Origin of the sequence: Streptomyces sp. NPDC058758 (assembly GCF_042746075.1) — a bacterium.
Taxonomy (GTDB): Bacteria; Actinomycetota; Actinomycetes; order Streptomycetales; family Streptomycetaceae; genus Streptomyces.
The window spans coordinates 64,609-77,107 of record NZ_JBHYPS010000039.1; the positions used below are offsets into that span (position 1 = coordinate 64,609).

The 12,499-nt window shown below is 73.8% G+C and carries 15 protein-coding genes; 8 read left to right on the top strand and 7 right to left on the bottom strand.

Annotated elements, in window-relative coordinates; genetic code table 11:
* Positions 1–10: 10 nt before the first annotated feature.
* Both ACFW6A_RS32395 and ACFW6A_RS32400 read left to right on the top strand, forming a co-directional pair.
* A complete protein-coding gene (locus ACFW6A_RS32395) occupies positions 11–787 on the top strand; it encodes an AzlC family ABC transporter permease (RefSeq protein WP_386645005.1) in 777 nt (258 codons plus the stop codon).
* 5 nt (positions 788–792) lie between these two features.
* The gene (locus ACFW6A_RS32400; RefSeq protein ID WP_351848747.1) at positions 793–1,110 is read left to right on the top strand and encodes an AzlD domain-containing protein; all 318 of its coding nucleotides are present in this window, start codon (positions 793–795) and stop codon (positions 1,108–1,110) included.
* Positions 1,111–1,162: 52 nt separating this feature from the next.
* Here the strand turns inward: ACFW6A_RS32400 and ACFW6A_RS32405 are convergent, their stop codons facing one another.
* The gene (locus ACFW6A_RS32405) at positions 1,163–2,113 is read right to left on the bottom strand and encodes a hypothetical protein (protein ID WP_386645008.1); all 951 of its coding nucleotides are present in this window, start codon (positions 2,111–2,113) and stop codon (positions 1,163–1,165) included.
* Between the two features lie 79 nt (positions 2,114–2,192).
* On the opposite strand from ACFW6A_RS32405, the gene ACFW6A_RS32410 reads away from it, so the two are divergent.
* The 6 genes from ACFW6A_RS32410 (at position 2,193) to recX (ending at position 7,434) form a co-directional block, all read left to right on the top strand.
* Complete coding sequence (locus ACFW6A_RS32410) at positions 2,193–2,387, top strand: DUF3046 domain-containing protein (RefSeq protein WP_351848640.1); 195 nt, start codon at positions 2,193–2,195, stop codon at positions 2,385–2,387.
* A gap of 237 nt (positions 2,388–2,624) precedes the next feature.
* Positions 2,625–3,761 carry an AI-2E family transporter gene (locus tag ACFW6A_RS32415; RefSeq protein ID WP_386477527.1) on the top strand — a complete coding sequence of 379 codons (1,137 nt, stop codon included), beginning with the start codon at positions 2,625–2,627 and terminating at the stop codon, positions 3,759–3,761.
* 137 nt (positions 3,762–3,898) lie between these two features.
* Entirely contained in the window at positions 3,899–4,684 is a 786-nt protein-coding gene (locus ACFW6A_RS32420; protein ID WP_386477524.1) for an SGNH/GDSL hydrolase family protein, read from the top strand.
* Positions 4,685–4,900: 216 nt separating this feature from the next.
* Entirely contained in the window at positions 4,901–5,488 is a 588-nt protein-coding gene (locus ACFW6A_RS32425) for a hypothetical protein (protein WP_351848646.1), read from the top strand.
* A gap of 241 nt (positions 5,489–5,729) precedes the next feature.
* On the top strand, positions 5,730–6,863 hold the full coding sequence (recA, locus tag ACFW6A_RS32430) for a recombinase RecA (protein WP_351848647.1): 1,134 nt from the start codon (positions 5,730–5,732) through the stop codon (positions 6,861–6,863).
* 4 nt (positions 6,864–6,867) lie between these two features.
* Entirely contained in the window at positions 6,868–7,434 is a 567-nt protein-coding gene (gene recX / locus ACFW6A_RS32435) for a recombination regulator RecX (RefSeq protein ID WP_351848650.1), read from the top strand.
* Positions 7,435–7,480: 46 nt separating this feature from the next.
* Here the strand turns inward: recX and ACFW6A_RS32440 are convergent, their stop codons facing one another.
* From ACFW6A_RS32440 to ACFW6A_RS32465, 6 genes are all read right to left on the bottom strand, one after another.
* Complete coding sequence (locus ACFW6A_RS32440) at positions 7,481–7,894, bottom strand: rhodanese-like domain-containing protein (RefSeq protein ID WP_351848653.1); 414 nt, start codon at positions 7,892–7,894, stop codon at positions 7,481–7,483.
* Positions 7,891–8,436: a cysteine dioxygenase gene (locus ACFW6A_RS32445; protein WP_351848656.1), complete on the bottom strand. Its 546-nt coding sequence runs from the start codon at positions 8,434–8,436 to the stop codon at positions 7,891–7,893. The genes ACFW6A_RS32440 and ACFW6A_RS32445 overlap by 4 nt, the downstream gene beginning before the upstream one ends.
* A 138-nt stretch (positions 8,437–8,574) precedes the next feature.
* The gene (locus ACFW6A_RS32450; RefSeq protein WP_346768519.1) at positions 8,575–8,661 is read right to left on the bottom strand and encodes a putative leader peptide; all 87 of its coding nucleotides are present in this window, start codon (positions 8,659–8,661) and stop codon (positions 8,575–8,577) included.
* Between the two features lie 32 nt (positions 8,662–8,693).
* Positions 8,694–10,433: an FAD-dependent monooxygenase gene (locus ACFW6A_RS32455; RefSeq protein WP_351848659.1), complete on the bottom strand. Its 1,740-nt coding sequence runs from the start codon at positions 10,431–10,433 to the stop codon at positions 8,694–8,696.
* A gap of 339 nt (positions 10,434–10,772) precedes the next feature.
* The gene (locus tag ACFW6A_RS32460; RefSeq protein WP_351848662.1) at positions 10,773–11,663 is read right to left on the bottom strand and encodes an amino acid ABC transporter permease; all 891 of its coding nucleotides are present in this window, start codon (positions 11,661–11,663) and stop codon (positions 10,773–10,775) included.
* Positions 11,660–12,334, bottom strand: coding sequence for an amino acid ABC transporter permease (locus tag ACFW6A_RS32465; RefSeq protein ID WP_030757233.1), 675 nt, complete (start codon positions 12,332–12,334; stop codon positions 11,660–11,662). The genes ACFW6A_RS32460 and ACFW6A_RS32465 overlap by 4 nt, the downstream gene beginning before the upstream one ends.
* Between the last annotated feature and the right edge of the window lie 165 nt (positions 12,335–12,499).

The window sequence follows — 12,499 nt, forward strand, 5'->3', positions numbered from 1 at the left end:
CGTCTCCGGCGTGGCAGAAAAGACAGCACACCCCGCCACGGGGGACATACGTGACCAGTCAGTCGCCGGGACGGCCGGCGGCGCCGGCAAGCCGGACTCCGCCGTGGTCCGGGACGCGCTCGGGGTCGGCGTCGCCGTCGGGCTCTCCGGCTTCGCCTTCGGCGTGACCTCGGCCGGCGCCGGGCTCACCCTCCTCCAGACCTGCGCGCTCAGCCTGCTCGTCTTCACGGGCGCCTCGCAGTTCGCCCTCGTCGGCGCCCTGGCCGGCGGCGGCAACCCGTTCACGGCCGCCGCCGGCGCCTTCTTCCTCGGCACCCGCAACGCCTTCTACGGGCTGCGCCTCTCCCAGCTCCTCGCCCTGCCGAGGGCCGTGAAGCCCTTCGCCGCGCAGTGGGTCATCGACGAGACCACCGCCGTCGCCCTCGCCCAGCCGGACCGCAGGTCCGTCCGGATCGGCTTCACCGTCACCGGGCTCACCCTCTACGTCCTGTGGAACCTCACCACGCTGCTCGGGGCGCTCGGCGCCGAGGCCATCGGCGACATCGCCGCCTGGGGGCTGGACGCCGCGGGCCCGGCCGTCTTCCTCGCGCTGCTCGCCCCGATGCTGAGGACCGCGACCGAGCGGGCCACCGCCGGGATCGCCGTCGTCCTCGGCCTCGGCCTGCTGCCCGTGCTGCCGGCGGGGGTCCCCGTCCTGGTCGCGGCGCTCGCCGCCCCGGCCGTCCTCTGGTACCAGGGGCGCGGGGCGCGGCGGGAGCGGGTTCCGGACGAGGAGGCGAGCCGGTGAACGGCCTGGACAGCGCCCACGTCTGGATCGCGATCGGCCTCACCGTCGCCGGCTGCTACCTGGTCAAGCTGACCGGCCTGCTCGTCCCGGCCCGGACCCTGGAGCGGCCGCTCGTCCGGCGCCTCGCCGCCCTCCTGCCCGTCGCCCTCCTCGCGGCGCTCACCGCCCAGCAGACCTTCGCCGCCGGCACGTCCCTCACCGTGGACGCCCGGGTCGCCGGCGTGGCCGCCGCCGCCCTCGCCCTCGTCCTGCGCGCGCCCTTCCTGGTCGTCGTGGGCGCCGCCGTCGTGGTGACCGCGGGGGTGCGGGCCCTGGGCGGCTGAGCCGGAGCCGTACGGGAGCCGGCCGACCGGTCCCCGCGCGCGGGGACCGGGATCAGCCGTCCAGCGGGCGCCCGTAGGCGCGCAGGGTGCGCAGCGCCTCGATCGTGACGATCGGCCGCCACTCCAGGGACGAGCCCGGCGCCCAGGCCCGCCACCGGATCGGCCAGCCCCCGTCCTCGGCCTGCTCCGCGGCGAGGTGGTCCAGCGAGCGGGACAGCTCCTCGTCGGTGAACCAGCCCCGGGCGAGCGAGTCCGGCACGCGCGCGTAGTCGTGCGGATAGTGGTGCTCGCCCGGCGCGTACCCGTCGGCCACCGGGAACTCCTCCGGGCGGTCCGGGTCCAGGACGGCGAGCCGCTGCTCGCGCACCAGTCGCCCGAGCCGGTCGGCCGCCGCCTCGGCCCGCGGCCGGTCCGGCGCCGAGTCGAGGAAGGCGATCGCCGCCTGCACCTCGTACGGATGGGACTTCTCCAGCGACTCCACCGCCGTCCAGCAGAACTCGGTGGCCCGGAACAGCCAGGCGTGCCAGACCTGGTTGCGGTGGAGCGTGCCGACCACCGGTCCGGTCGAGAGCAGTTCCCCGGGCGGGTCGTCGACGACCGGCACGAACGGGGCCGACGGATAGGCGCGCTGGGAGGGGTGGATCGCCGGCAGCGCCCCCTCGTGCGTGGAAACCGCCGTCAGATAGCGGCAGATCCGCTCCACCCGCAGTCCGCCGCAGCGCCCGATGGAGTCCAGCACCCGCAGGGCGTGCGCGGTGTGCAGCGGCTGGCTGACCGGGCCCCGGAGGTCCGGTTCGAGCCCGTGGCCGTAACCGCCGTCCTCGTCGAGGTACGCGGTCAGGGCGGCCTCCACCGGGTCCGCGCCGCCGCGCAGGAAGTGGTAGGAGAAACGGCGCTGTTCGAGCACGCGGGCCGTCAACCAGATGAACCGCTCGGCACGGGCCAGCGGTGACCCGGGGGCCGCCGGGGGAGAGGGCGGGGGAGAGAGGGGTTTTTCGGCCATGTTCCGACCGTAGGGCGGAACCCCGCGATGGCAAGCCCCGGCGGCCGGGCTGCACTCTTGGGAGCGGGATACTGGTGTCATGCGGTTGACGATTTTCTGGGAACGGATGGCCGACCACTTCGGCTCCGGGTACGCGGACTCCTTCGCGCGGGACCACGTCCTGTCCGAACTGGGCGGCCGGACCGTCCGCGAGGCGCTGGACGCCGGCTGGGAGGCGAAGGACGTGTGGCGGGTGGTCTGCGGAGCCATGGACGTCCCGGCCGAGAAGCGCTGACCGTCCTCCCGGGGCGATCCGCGACGACCCGGGCGGATCGTCCGCAGGGTGCGCGAGACTTGCGGGGTGGCCCCGACTGACGACACCGAGAAGACCGCCCGGAAGACATCCGCGACGCCCGCCGTCCCCGGGAGAGCGACGCCCGACGCGAGCGCGGCGCCAGGCGCCCCCGCTGCCGGCTCCGGGGGACAGCCGCCCTCCGAGGTGCCCGCCACCCCTTCGGCGCCCGGGGCGAGCATGCCCCGCTGGCTGCCCCGTGCGATGGTCCTCGCCCTCGCCCTCTACGCCTGCTTCCAGCTCGGCGACTGGGCCTTCCACCAACTCGTCGGCCTGCTCGTCAACATCCTGCTCGCCTTCTTCCTCGCGCTCGCCATCGAACCCGCCGTCGGCCGCATGGCGGCGCGCGGGATGCGCCGGGGGCTCGCCACCTTCCTCGTCTTCTTCGGCGTCCTCGTCTTCGGCATCGGCTTCGTCGTGCTGCTCGGCTCGATGCTCGCCGGGCAGATCGTCGACATGGTCGAGAACTTCCCCAAGTACCTCGACTCGCTGATCAACTGGATCAACCAGACCTTCCACACCGAGCTGTCCCGGGTCGAGGTCCAGGACAGCGTGCTCAAGTCGGACTGGCTGCAGAAGTACGTGCAGAACAGCGCCACCGGCGTCCTGGACGTCTCGGCCACCGTCCTCGGCGGCCTCTTCCGGCTCCTGACGATCTTCCTCTTCGCCTTCTACTTCGCCGCCGACGGCCCCCGCCTGCGCCGTGCGCTCTGCTCCGTCCTGCCGCCCGCCCGGCAGGCCGAGGTGCTGCGCGCCTGGGAGATCGCGGTCGACAAGACCGGCGGCTACCTCTACTCGCGCGGCCTGATGGCCCTCGTCTCCGGCGTCGCGCACTTCGTCCTCTTCGAGATCCTGGACGTGCCCTACGCCCCCGCGCTCGCGGTCTGGGTCGGCCTGGTCTCGCAGTTCATCCCGACCATCGGCACCTACCTGGCCGGTGCGCTGCCGATGCTGATCGCCTTCACCGTGAACCCCTGGTACGCCCTGTGGGTGCTCGGCTTCGTCGTGGTCTACCAGCAGTTCGAGAACTACGTCCTCCAGCCGAAGCTCACCTCCAAGACGGTCGACATCCACCCGGCGGTGGCCTTCGGCTCGGTGATCGCGGGCACGGCCCTGCTCGGCGCGGTCGGCGCCCTGATCGCCATCCCGGCCGTGGCCACCCTCCAGGCGTTCCTCGGGGCGTACGTGAAGCGGTACGACGTCATGGACGACCCGCGGGTGCACGGCCACCGGCGGTACGGCGAGGCGGTCGTGGCACGGCTCCAGAAGGCCCTCCAGCACAAGAAGGACGGTTCGGGCGGCTCCGGGGAGGCGTGAGGGGCCGGCTCGCGGGCACGGGGCGGACCCGTGCGGGTGCCGCCCCGAGGGCAGCGACCGGACCGCCGACTCCTCTATAGTGAAAGAATTGAATAGGTGATGGGTTGGGTAGGGGAGTAGGGGAAGGTGGCCGGCCGATGAGCGCGCAGGGGTACCGGCGGTACGTGGCCCTCGGCGACAGCCAGACCGAGGGCGTCGGAGACGGGGACGACCGCTCCGGGCTGCGCGGCTGGGCCGACCGGCTGGCCGAGCACCTCGCCCGGACCGACCCCGGCGTCCGGTACGCCAACCTCGCGGTGCGGGGCCGCCTGGCCGGCGCGGTGCGGGCGGAACAGCTCCCGGCGGCCCTCGCCCTCCGTCCCGACCTCGCCACCGTCGTGGCCGGAGTGAACGACCTGCTCCGGCCGGGCTTCGACGCCGACGAGACCGCCGGGCACCTGGAGGCCGTCTTCGCCGCCCTGACCGGCCAGGGCGCCCGGGTGGCGACCCTCACGTTCCCCGACGTCGGCCGCGTCACCCCGCTGGCCCGCCCCCTCGCCCCCCGCGTCCACGCCCTCAACGACCGGATCCGGGAGGCCGCCCGCCGGCACGGCGTGACCGTCGCCGAGACCGCCCGCCACGACGTCGTCACCGACCCCCGGCTGTGGAGCGCCGACCGGCTGCACGCCTCCCCGCTCGGGCACGCCCGCATCGCCGCGGCCGTCGCCGACGCGCTCGCCCTCCCGGGCAGCGACGACGGCTGGACCCGGCCGCTGCCGTCCCGCCCGGCCCCCACGCGCCTGCGCGCCGCCGCCGGAGAGCTCGTCTGGGCCGGATCCTTCCTCGGGCCCTGGGTCGTCCGCCGCGTGCGCGGCCGGTCCTCCGGCGACGGCCGGGCCGCCAAGCGCCCGGAGCTGCTGCCCGTGGGACCGGCCGGGGAGTAGGGCGCCTCCCCGGATCCTGCCGCGAGGGCCCTTCCCGGGAGCGGCGAGCCGGGCGCGGGGCGAGGGGCGGTACCGGCCGGCGGTTCCACCGGTCAACGCGCCGGGTGCGGTTTCAGTCGTCTGAAGGTCGTTTCCGGTGATCCGCCGGAAGTCGTCCGATGAGCCTCCTACCGTACGGACTGACCGTGCCGACGCGGTCCTACGAGGAGGAAGCCTGTGTCATCGCCCTGCGACCCCCGCTACGCCCCCGCCGGTGATGTGGACGGGGCGCTCATGGTGATCGACTCCCGGCTCCGGGCCGTCCAGGACGGCAGGACCGGGACCGACCCCGAGCAGCAGAAACTGCTCGACCAGCTCACCGCTTCCCTGGACCTGCAGGGCGTCCACGACCTCCTGGACGGCGCCTGCACGCTCGTCTTCATCTTCATGAAGTGGCTGCGACAGGTCCACGAGGAGCACGACCGGGACGTCATCGAGTACGTGGTCCCCAGCCTCGTGGCCACGCTGCGCATGATGCCCCGCAGCGTCCGCCCCGAGGCGATCCCCACCATGTCCGGGCTGGTGATCGCGGCGGGCACCGGCCTGAGCCCCAGCCTCTGGCGCCGGCAGTACGGGGACTGGACCAAGGAGGAGATGACCGCCCTGGAGGCCACCGCCCTCCTGCTCGCCGAGCACATCAACCGGATCGCCGGGGACCGCGACTTCGCCACCCGCATGATCGGCGAGACGCTGTCGCGGGCCGACCGGGAGGCGGGTGCGGGGCACGACGGGGCGTGGGGCGGGGGCGTGGCGGACGGGAGGTAGGCGGGCGGCGGGGGGCGGCGCGGACCGGCTCCGCCGAAGGGCCGGAGGTTGTCCACAGGCCGGGCGTGGCGCGCTTGACACGAAAATCGAACATCTATTCTCATGAGGGTTCCGGCCCTTGGAATCGCGGACATCTCGGCGAGTTGTCCACAGGTCGGAGAGACGCGAGGACCCATTGTCAGTGGCAGGGGTTAGCGTCTTTCACATGAAGCGATCGACTCAAGCACCCCGGGTGGAACCCATGGCAGGAACCGACCGCGAGAAGGCGCTCGACGCCGCGCTCGCACAGATTGAACGCCAATTCGGCAAGGGCGCCGTGATGCGCATGGGCGACCGTACCCAGGAGCCGATCGAGGTGATCTCCACCGGCTCGACCGCCCTCGACGTCGCCCTCGGCGTCGGCGGTCTGCCGCGTGGCCGTGTCGTGGAGATCTACGGCCCGGAGTCCTCCGGCAAGACGACCCTGACCCTGCACGCCGTGGCCAACGCGCAGAAGAGCGGCGGACAGGTCGCCTTCATCGACGCCGAGCACGCCCTCGACCCCGAGTACGCCCGCAAGCTGGGCGTCGACATCGACAACCTCATCCTGTCCCAGCCGGACAACGGCGAGCAGGCCCTCGAGATCGTCGACATGCTGGTGCGCTCCGGCGCGCTCGACCTCATCGTCATCGACTCCGTCGCCGCGCTCGTCCCGCGCGCGGAGATCGAGGGCGAGATGGGCGACTCCCACGTGGGTCTCCAGGCCCGCCTGATGAGCCAGGCCCTCCGGAAGATCACCAGCGCCCTCAACCAGTCCAAGACCACGGCGATCTTCATCAACCAGCTCCGCGAGAAGATCGGCGTGATGTTCGGCTCGCCGGAGACCACGACCGGTGGCCGCGCGCTCAAGTTCTACGCCTCGGTGCGCATCGACATCCGCCGCATCGAGACCCTCAAGGACGGCACGGAGGCGGTGGGCAACCGCACCCGCTGCAAGGTCGTGAAGAACAAGGTCGCGCCCCCCTTCAAGCAGGCCGAGTTCGACATCCTCTACGGCCAGGGCATCAGCCGCGAGGGCGGCCTGATCGACATGGGCGTGGAGCACGGCTTCGTCCGCAAGGCGGGTGCCTGGTACACGTACGAGGGCGACCAGCTCGGCCAGGGCAAGGAGAACGCCCGCAACTTCCTGAAGGACAATCCCGACCTCGCCAACGAGATCGAGAAGAAGATCAAGGAGAAGCTGGGCGTCGGCGTCCGTCCCGAGGCCGCCACGGCCGAGTCGGCCACCGACGCGGCGGACGCGGCGGAGCCGGCCGGCGCGGACGACGCCAAGGCCTCCCCGGCCGCCGCGGCCAAGACCGCCAAGGCGACCAAGGCCACCGCGGCCAAGAGCTGAACCGGTGACCGGTCGCACCGAATGGCCGGGTGACAGCCCCGAATCGTCGAGGGCCGAGAAGGAGCTGTCACCCCAGGATCCGGCTGAGCGGGCGCGGGCGATCTGCCTGCGCCTGCTCACCGGAACCCCCCGCACGCGCAAGCAGCTGGCCGACGCCCTGCGCAAGCGGGAGATCCCCGACGACATCGCCGAGGAGGTCCTCGCCCGCTTCGAGGACGTCGGTCTCATCGACGACGCCGCCTTCGCCGACGCCTGGGTGGAGTCCCGCCACCACGGGCGGGGCCTCGCCCGCCGCGCCCTCGCCCGCGAGCTGCGCACCAAGGGCATCGACCCCGGCCTCGTGCAGGAGGCCGTCGGCCAGCTGGACTCCGAGCGGGAGGAGGCCACCGCGCGCGAGCTGGTGGAGCGCAAGCTCCGTGCCACCCGCGGTCTCGACCGCGACCGCCGGCTCAGACGCCTCGCCGGGATGCTGGCCCGCAAGGGCTACCCGGAGGGCATGGCCCTGCGCGTGGTCCGCCGGGCGCTGGAGGAGGAGGGCGAGTCCACCGACGGCCTGGAGGAGGGCTTCTAGGACCCTCCGCCGAGCCGCCGTCCCGGCGCCCGCGAGCCCCCGGCCGTCAGGGCGCCGTCCGACCGGCCGGCAGGAGGACCGGGAGGCCCGCCGCCTTCCACGCTTGGAAACCGCCGATCAGGTCGGTCGCCCGGTGCAGGCCCAGGCGGCGGAGGGACTCCGCGGCCAGGGAGGAGGCGTAGCCCTCGTTGCAGAAGACCACCACCCGCAGGTCGTGGCCGGTGGCCCGGGGGGAGCGGTGGCTGCCCAGGGGGTCGAGCCGCCACTCCAGCTCGTTGCGTTCGACGACCAGCGCGCCCGGGACCAGGCCGTCCCGTTCGCGCAGGGCCGCGTAGCGGGTGTCGACCAGGAGCGCCGCGCCCGACTCGTACTCCTCGTACGCGGTGCGGGCGTCGACCCGGTCGAGGCCGGACCGGACCCGTTCCAGAAGCTCGTCGATGCCGACGCGGTCGGTGCTCACTGCCAGTCCTCCGGACGCTCGACCTGCTCCAGGCGGAGCACCGGGCCCGTCCGGCTGAAGCGCCGGATCAGCGGGAGCGGCGGGTAGTAGGCGTGCACCGAGACCGCATGGACGTCGGGGGAGGCGTTCAGCACCTCGTGGACGTGGTCGCGGCCGAAGGCGCGGCCGGTGCCCGCGTCGAGCCGGCGGGAGCGGTCGAGCCCCTCGGCCAGCTCCAGGGTCTTCCAGCCGCCCGCCGGGAGGCGGACGGCGAGCGCGTGCTCGGTCAGGCTGCCGCGGGCCGTGGCGAAGGCGCCGAAGGACTCGGCGTGGTCGTGCCAGCCGGTGCCGGTGCCGGGCGGCCAGCCGATGAGCCACGCCTCGCTGCCGCCGGGGCCGTCCAGACGTACCCAGGTACGGCCCTCGGGGTCGAGCGGCAGGGAGTCGACGAGGGCCTGGTCGGCGGCGGTGCGGCGGACGAAGTCGAGCAGTTCGGCCGGGGTCGGCGGACCGCCGGCCGTCCGGGCGGGGGAGGGGGAAGGGGTGACAGAAGACGCGGGCACGGGTGACCGTCCTGGAGTCGCTGGGGTGCGCGCGCCGCCGGGGGGACCGACGGGAAGGCCCGGAGGGTCGCCGAGGCCACCGCGCCGGACGGGTGTCCGGGGCGGGGCGGGCGGGCGCGCGGGGGAAGGGAAGCGAGTTCAGAAGGACGGGCGACACACGCAGCCCGCATAGCGGATCAGGTCCATATGGACCCTCCGCCACAGGCGCACATCGGTGTCGGTCACGTTCCGGAGTACACCACGCGCGCCCGCGCGAATCAATGGACGTCCACGGTCCGGTCGTGTCCCAGCGACGCCTCCGCCGGTGCGGGGACCTCCACCGGGACCACCGGCTCGGCGGCCGCGGCCCCGGACCGTCCGGTCTCCTCCGGGGCCTCCTGGGGAGTCTCCCCCGGGGCGTTGCCGCGGGCGGCCTCCGCCGCCGCGTGGAGTTCTCCGGGGCGCACGCCGGCGAAGGCGGCGACCAGGTGTCCGTCGGGCCGGACGAGCAGGACGGCGTGGGCGGGGGCGCCCGGATAGGCGTCGGTCACCAGGACCTCGGCGGCCACCGGAAGCGCCTCGGCGGCCTCCTCCAGGCGGGGCATCAGGCCGGCCGTCCGCCAGTGCCTGCGCTCCCACACCCCGGACCCGGGGGCCACCAGCAGGACCAGGAAGCGGGACTGCCCCAGCCGGTCCCGGAGCCGTACCGTCGTGTCGTCGGGGGCGGTGACCCGCACGTCCTCGACGGGCGCGCCGAGCGGCGTGCCCACCGGGACCATGCCCTCGCTGAAGGGCGCGGCCAGCGGCGAGTGGGGGTAGGCCGGGGAGGCGCCCAGCGGGCCCCGGCCCAGGTGCCCGTCGGTCAGCAGGGCGTCGTGGCCGCGCAGCACGCCCGGCAGGTACGTCCGCAGGCCCCCGCCGCCGCGCAGCACCGGCAGGGCCTGGTCGGCGGCGCGCAGCCGGGCGGCGATCGCCGTGCGCCGCTCGCTCTGGTAGCTGTCGAGCAGGGCGTCCGGGGCGGCGCGGTGCCAGGCGAGGGCGAGCTTCCAGGCGAGGTTGTCGACGTCCCGGAGGCCCTCGTCGAGGCCCTGGGTGCCGACCGCGCCCAGCAGGTGGGCCGCGTCCCCGGCGAGCAGCACCCGGTCGACGCGCCACCGGCGGGCGAGCCGGTGGTGCAGGGTGTGGACGCCGGTGTCGAGGAGCTCGTACGGCGGAGTGGTGCCCTCGCACCAGCCGGCGAGGGTCTCCCGGATCCGGGTCACCAGGGCGTCCGGCGTGACGAGTTCGCCGCGCGGCGGCAGCAGCCAGTCGATCCGCCACACCCCATCGGGCAGCGGCCGGGCGGTGATCTCCTCGCCGACCCCGCGCCACGGGGGCTGACGGTGCAGCAGGGACTCGCCGGCCCAGGGGAGTTCGGTGCGCAATGCGGCGACCGCGTGCCGCTCGACGGCGGTGCGGCCGGGGAAGCGGACGCCGAGCAGCTTGCGGACGGTCGAGCGGGCGCCGTCGCAGCCGACGAGGTGGCTGCCGCGCCACCAGGTGCCGTCAGGCCCGCGGGTGTGGGCGGTGACCCCGGTGCGGTCCTGCTCGACGGTGTCCAGACGGGCGTCGGTGACGAGCCGGACGAGGGGCTCGCGGGCGAGGGCGTCGCGCAGGCCGCGGGCGAGCGCGTGCTGGGGGATGTGCAGGGGTGCGGCCGGCGCCGCGGGGGAGTCCGGGTCCTCGGACCACTCCTCGGTGCCGCCGAGCCCCAGGTCGAAGGCGACCTGGCGGGGCTGCTGGCGCCGCCGCGTCCCGCGCCAGCCGACCCAGCGCAGCCCCTCGTCGCGGACGGTGGCGCAGCCCAGCCGCTCGACCAGGGCGGCCATGTCGGCGCGCAGCACGACGGTCCGCGCGGGGCGCGGCTCCTCCTGGCCGGAGGTCTCGTCGAGGACGACGCTGGGCACGCCCTGCGCGGCGAGCGCGAGGGAGAGCGCGAGGCCGACCGGCCCCGCGCCCACGATGATCACCGGGTCCACGGCGCGGCTCCAAAAGGCCGGAAAGTCATGGGGGCAGCACAGCAGAGTGTGGCACGAGCCCGGTGCTTGATCACAGACCGTATGCAACCCAGTCAGGGTGTTTTGCGTCAAGTGACGCGGTGGGCGTGGTGCGGCCGGCGTCCGGGAAGGGCCGGCTCCGGCGGCTCCGGGCGGCCCCTCGTACCCCTTCCGGCCCCACCAGGACCTCCGGCCCCGCCGGTCCCACCGGAAGCGGACGCTCCGGGGGAGACGGACGGGGCCGGAAGTGGACGGGCGCGGAACTTGGGGGAAACCGGGCCGGTCGGGGTGGTGGTCGTACGGATTCGAAGGGCGGCGGGGTCAGGCGCCGCCGGTGCTCGCCGCGCCCGCCTCGACGTGGGTGATCGGGGCGGCGTCCTTCACCGCGGCGGCCTTGCGGCCCTGCCGGAGCCGCTTCTCCAGGAGGGCGGCGCACTGGGTGAGGAGGGCGTTGAGCGCGATGTAGATGAGGGCGATGACGGTGAAGGCGGCGATCGTGTTGGCGCCGTAGTTCGCGGTGATCTGCCGGTTCTGGCTGAGCAGTTCGCCGAAGCCGAGCATCGCGCCGCCGAGGGCGGTGTCCTTCACGATGACGACGAGCTGGCTGACCAGGGCGGGCAGCATGACCGTGACGGCCTGCGGCAGCAGCACGTACAGCATGGTCTGGCCCTTGCGCATGCCGAGCGCGACGGCCGCGTCGCCCTGGCCCCGGGGGAGCGAGAGGACACCGGCGCGGACGATCTCGGCGATGACGGAGGCGTTGTAGAGCACCAGGCCGGTGACCACCGCGTACAGCGGGCGGAAGTCGGAGCTGACCGGAGTGAACTGGGCGTAGACCTGGTTCGCGAAGATCATCAGCAGCAGCACCGGGATGGCCCGGAAGAACTCGACGACGACGCCGACCGGGACCCGCACCCAGCGGTGGTCGGAGAGCCGGCCGATGCCCAGGGCCGCGCCGAGCGGCAGCGCGATCAGGATGGAGAGCGCGGCGGCCTTCAGGGTCTCGACCAGGCCGGGCAGCAGGTACGTCGTCCAGACCTGGGAGTCGGTGACGAACGGGCTCCACTTGTCGGCTTCCAGCTGGTGCTTGTCCGCCATGGCGGAGAGCACCCAGTAGGCCACCAGGCCCAGGACGGCGAGGAAGACGACCGTGTAGACGACGTTGCGCGCCTTGGCCTTGGGGCCGGGGACGTCGTAGAGGACGGAGTTCACCGCTTCACCGCCAGTCGCTTGGCCGCCCAGCCCAGGAAGAGGCCGGTGGGGAGGGTCAGGACGATGAAGCCGAAGGCGAAGATCCCGAAGATGACGAAGAGGGCGTCCGCCTCGTTCTCGATCATCGCCTTCATCAGGAAGGCGGCCTCGGCGGCGCTGATCGCCGCCGCCACCGTCGTGTTCTTGGTGAGGGCGATGAGCACGTTGGCGAGCGGGGTGATCGCCGCGCGGAACGCCTGCGGCAGGATCACCAGCGTCAGGACCTGGGTGAAGCTCATGCCGAGGGCGCGGGCCGCCTCCGCCTGGCCGGCCGGGACCGTGTTGATGCCGGAGCGCAGCGCCTCGCAGACGAAGGTGCCGGTGTACGCGGTGAGTCCGAGGACCGCGAGCCGGAAGCCGATCTGCTCGAAGGTGTCGCCGCCGAGGGTCACCTGGAGGGTCTGGTTGAGGCCGAAGGAGCAGGCCACGATGACCACGGTCAGCGGGGTGTTGCGGACGAGGTTCACGTACGCGGTGCCGAAGCCGCGCATCAGCGGGACCGGGCTCACCCGCATGGCCACCAGGGCCGTGCCCCAGATCAGCGAGCCGATCGCCGAGTAGAGGGCGAGCTGAGCCGTCACCCAGAAGGCGCCGAGCAGGTCGTACTGCCCGGAATCAAGAAAGTCGAACACGATGCCCCGCGCTCTCCCCTGGTGGTCGGTCGGTCGGACGGCCGGTGCGTGGGCAGCGGCCGGTGGTGCCGTGACGGCCGCGCCCCCCCCGGGGGGCCGGCCCCGCGGGGGGGGGGGGGCGCCCCCCAGAAACGGGGGCCGCGCGGTGAGTTTTAAAAAAAAAAC

Coding starts and splice junctions, on each gene's coding strand:
- recA (WP_351848647.1), top strand. CDS start 5,730: ATGGCAGGAACCGACCGCGAGAAGGCGCTCGACGCCGCGCTCGCACAG.
- ACFW6A_RS32405 (WP_386645008.1), bottom strand. CDS start 2,113: ATGGCCGAAAAACCCCTCTCTCCCCCGCCCTCTCCCCCGGCGGCCCCC.
- ACFW6A_RS32410 (WP_351848640.1), top strand. CDS start 2,193: ATGCGGTTGACGATTTTCTGGGAACGGATGGCCGACCACTTCGGCTCC.
- ACFW6A_RS32420 (WP_386477524.1), top strand. CDS start 3,899: ATGAGCGCGCAGGGGTACCGGCGGTACGTGGCCCTCGGCGACAGCCAG.
- ACFW6A_RS32415 (WP_386477527.1), top strand. CDS start 2,625: ATGCCCCGCTGGCTGCCCCGTGCGATGGTCCTCGCCCTCGCCCTCTAC.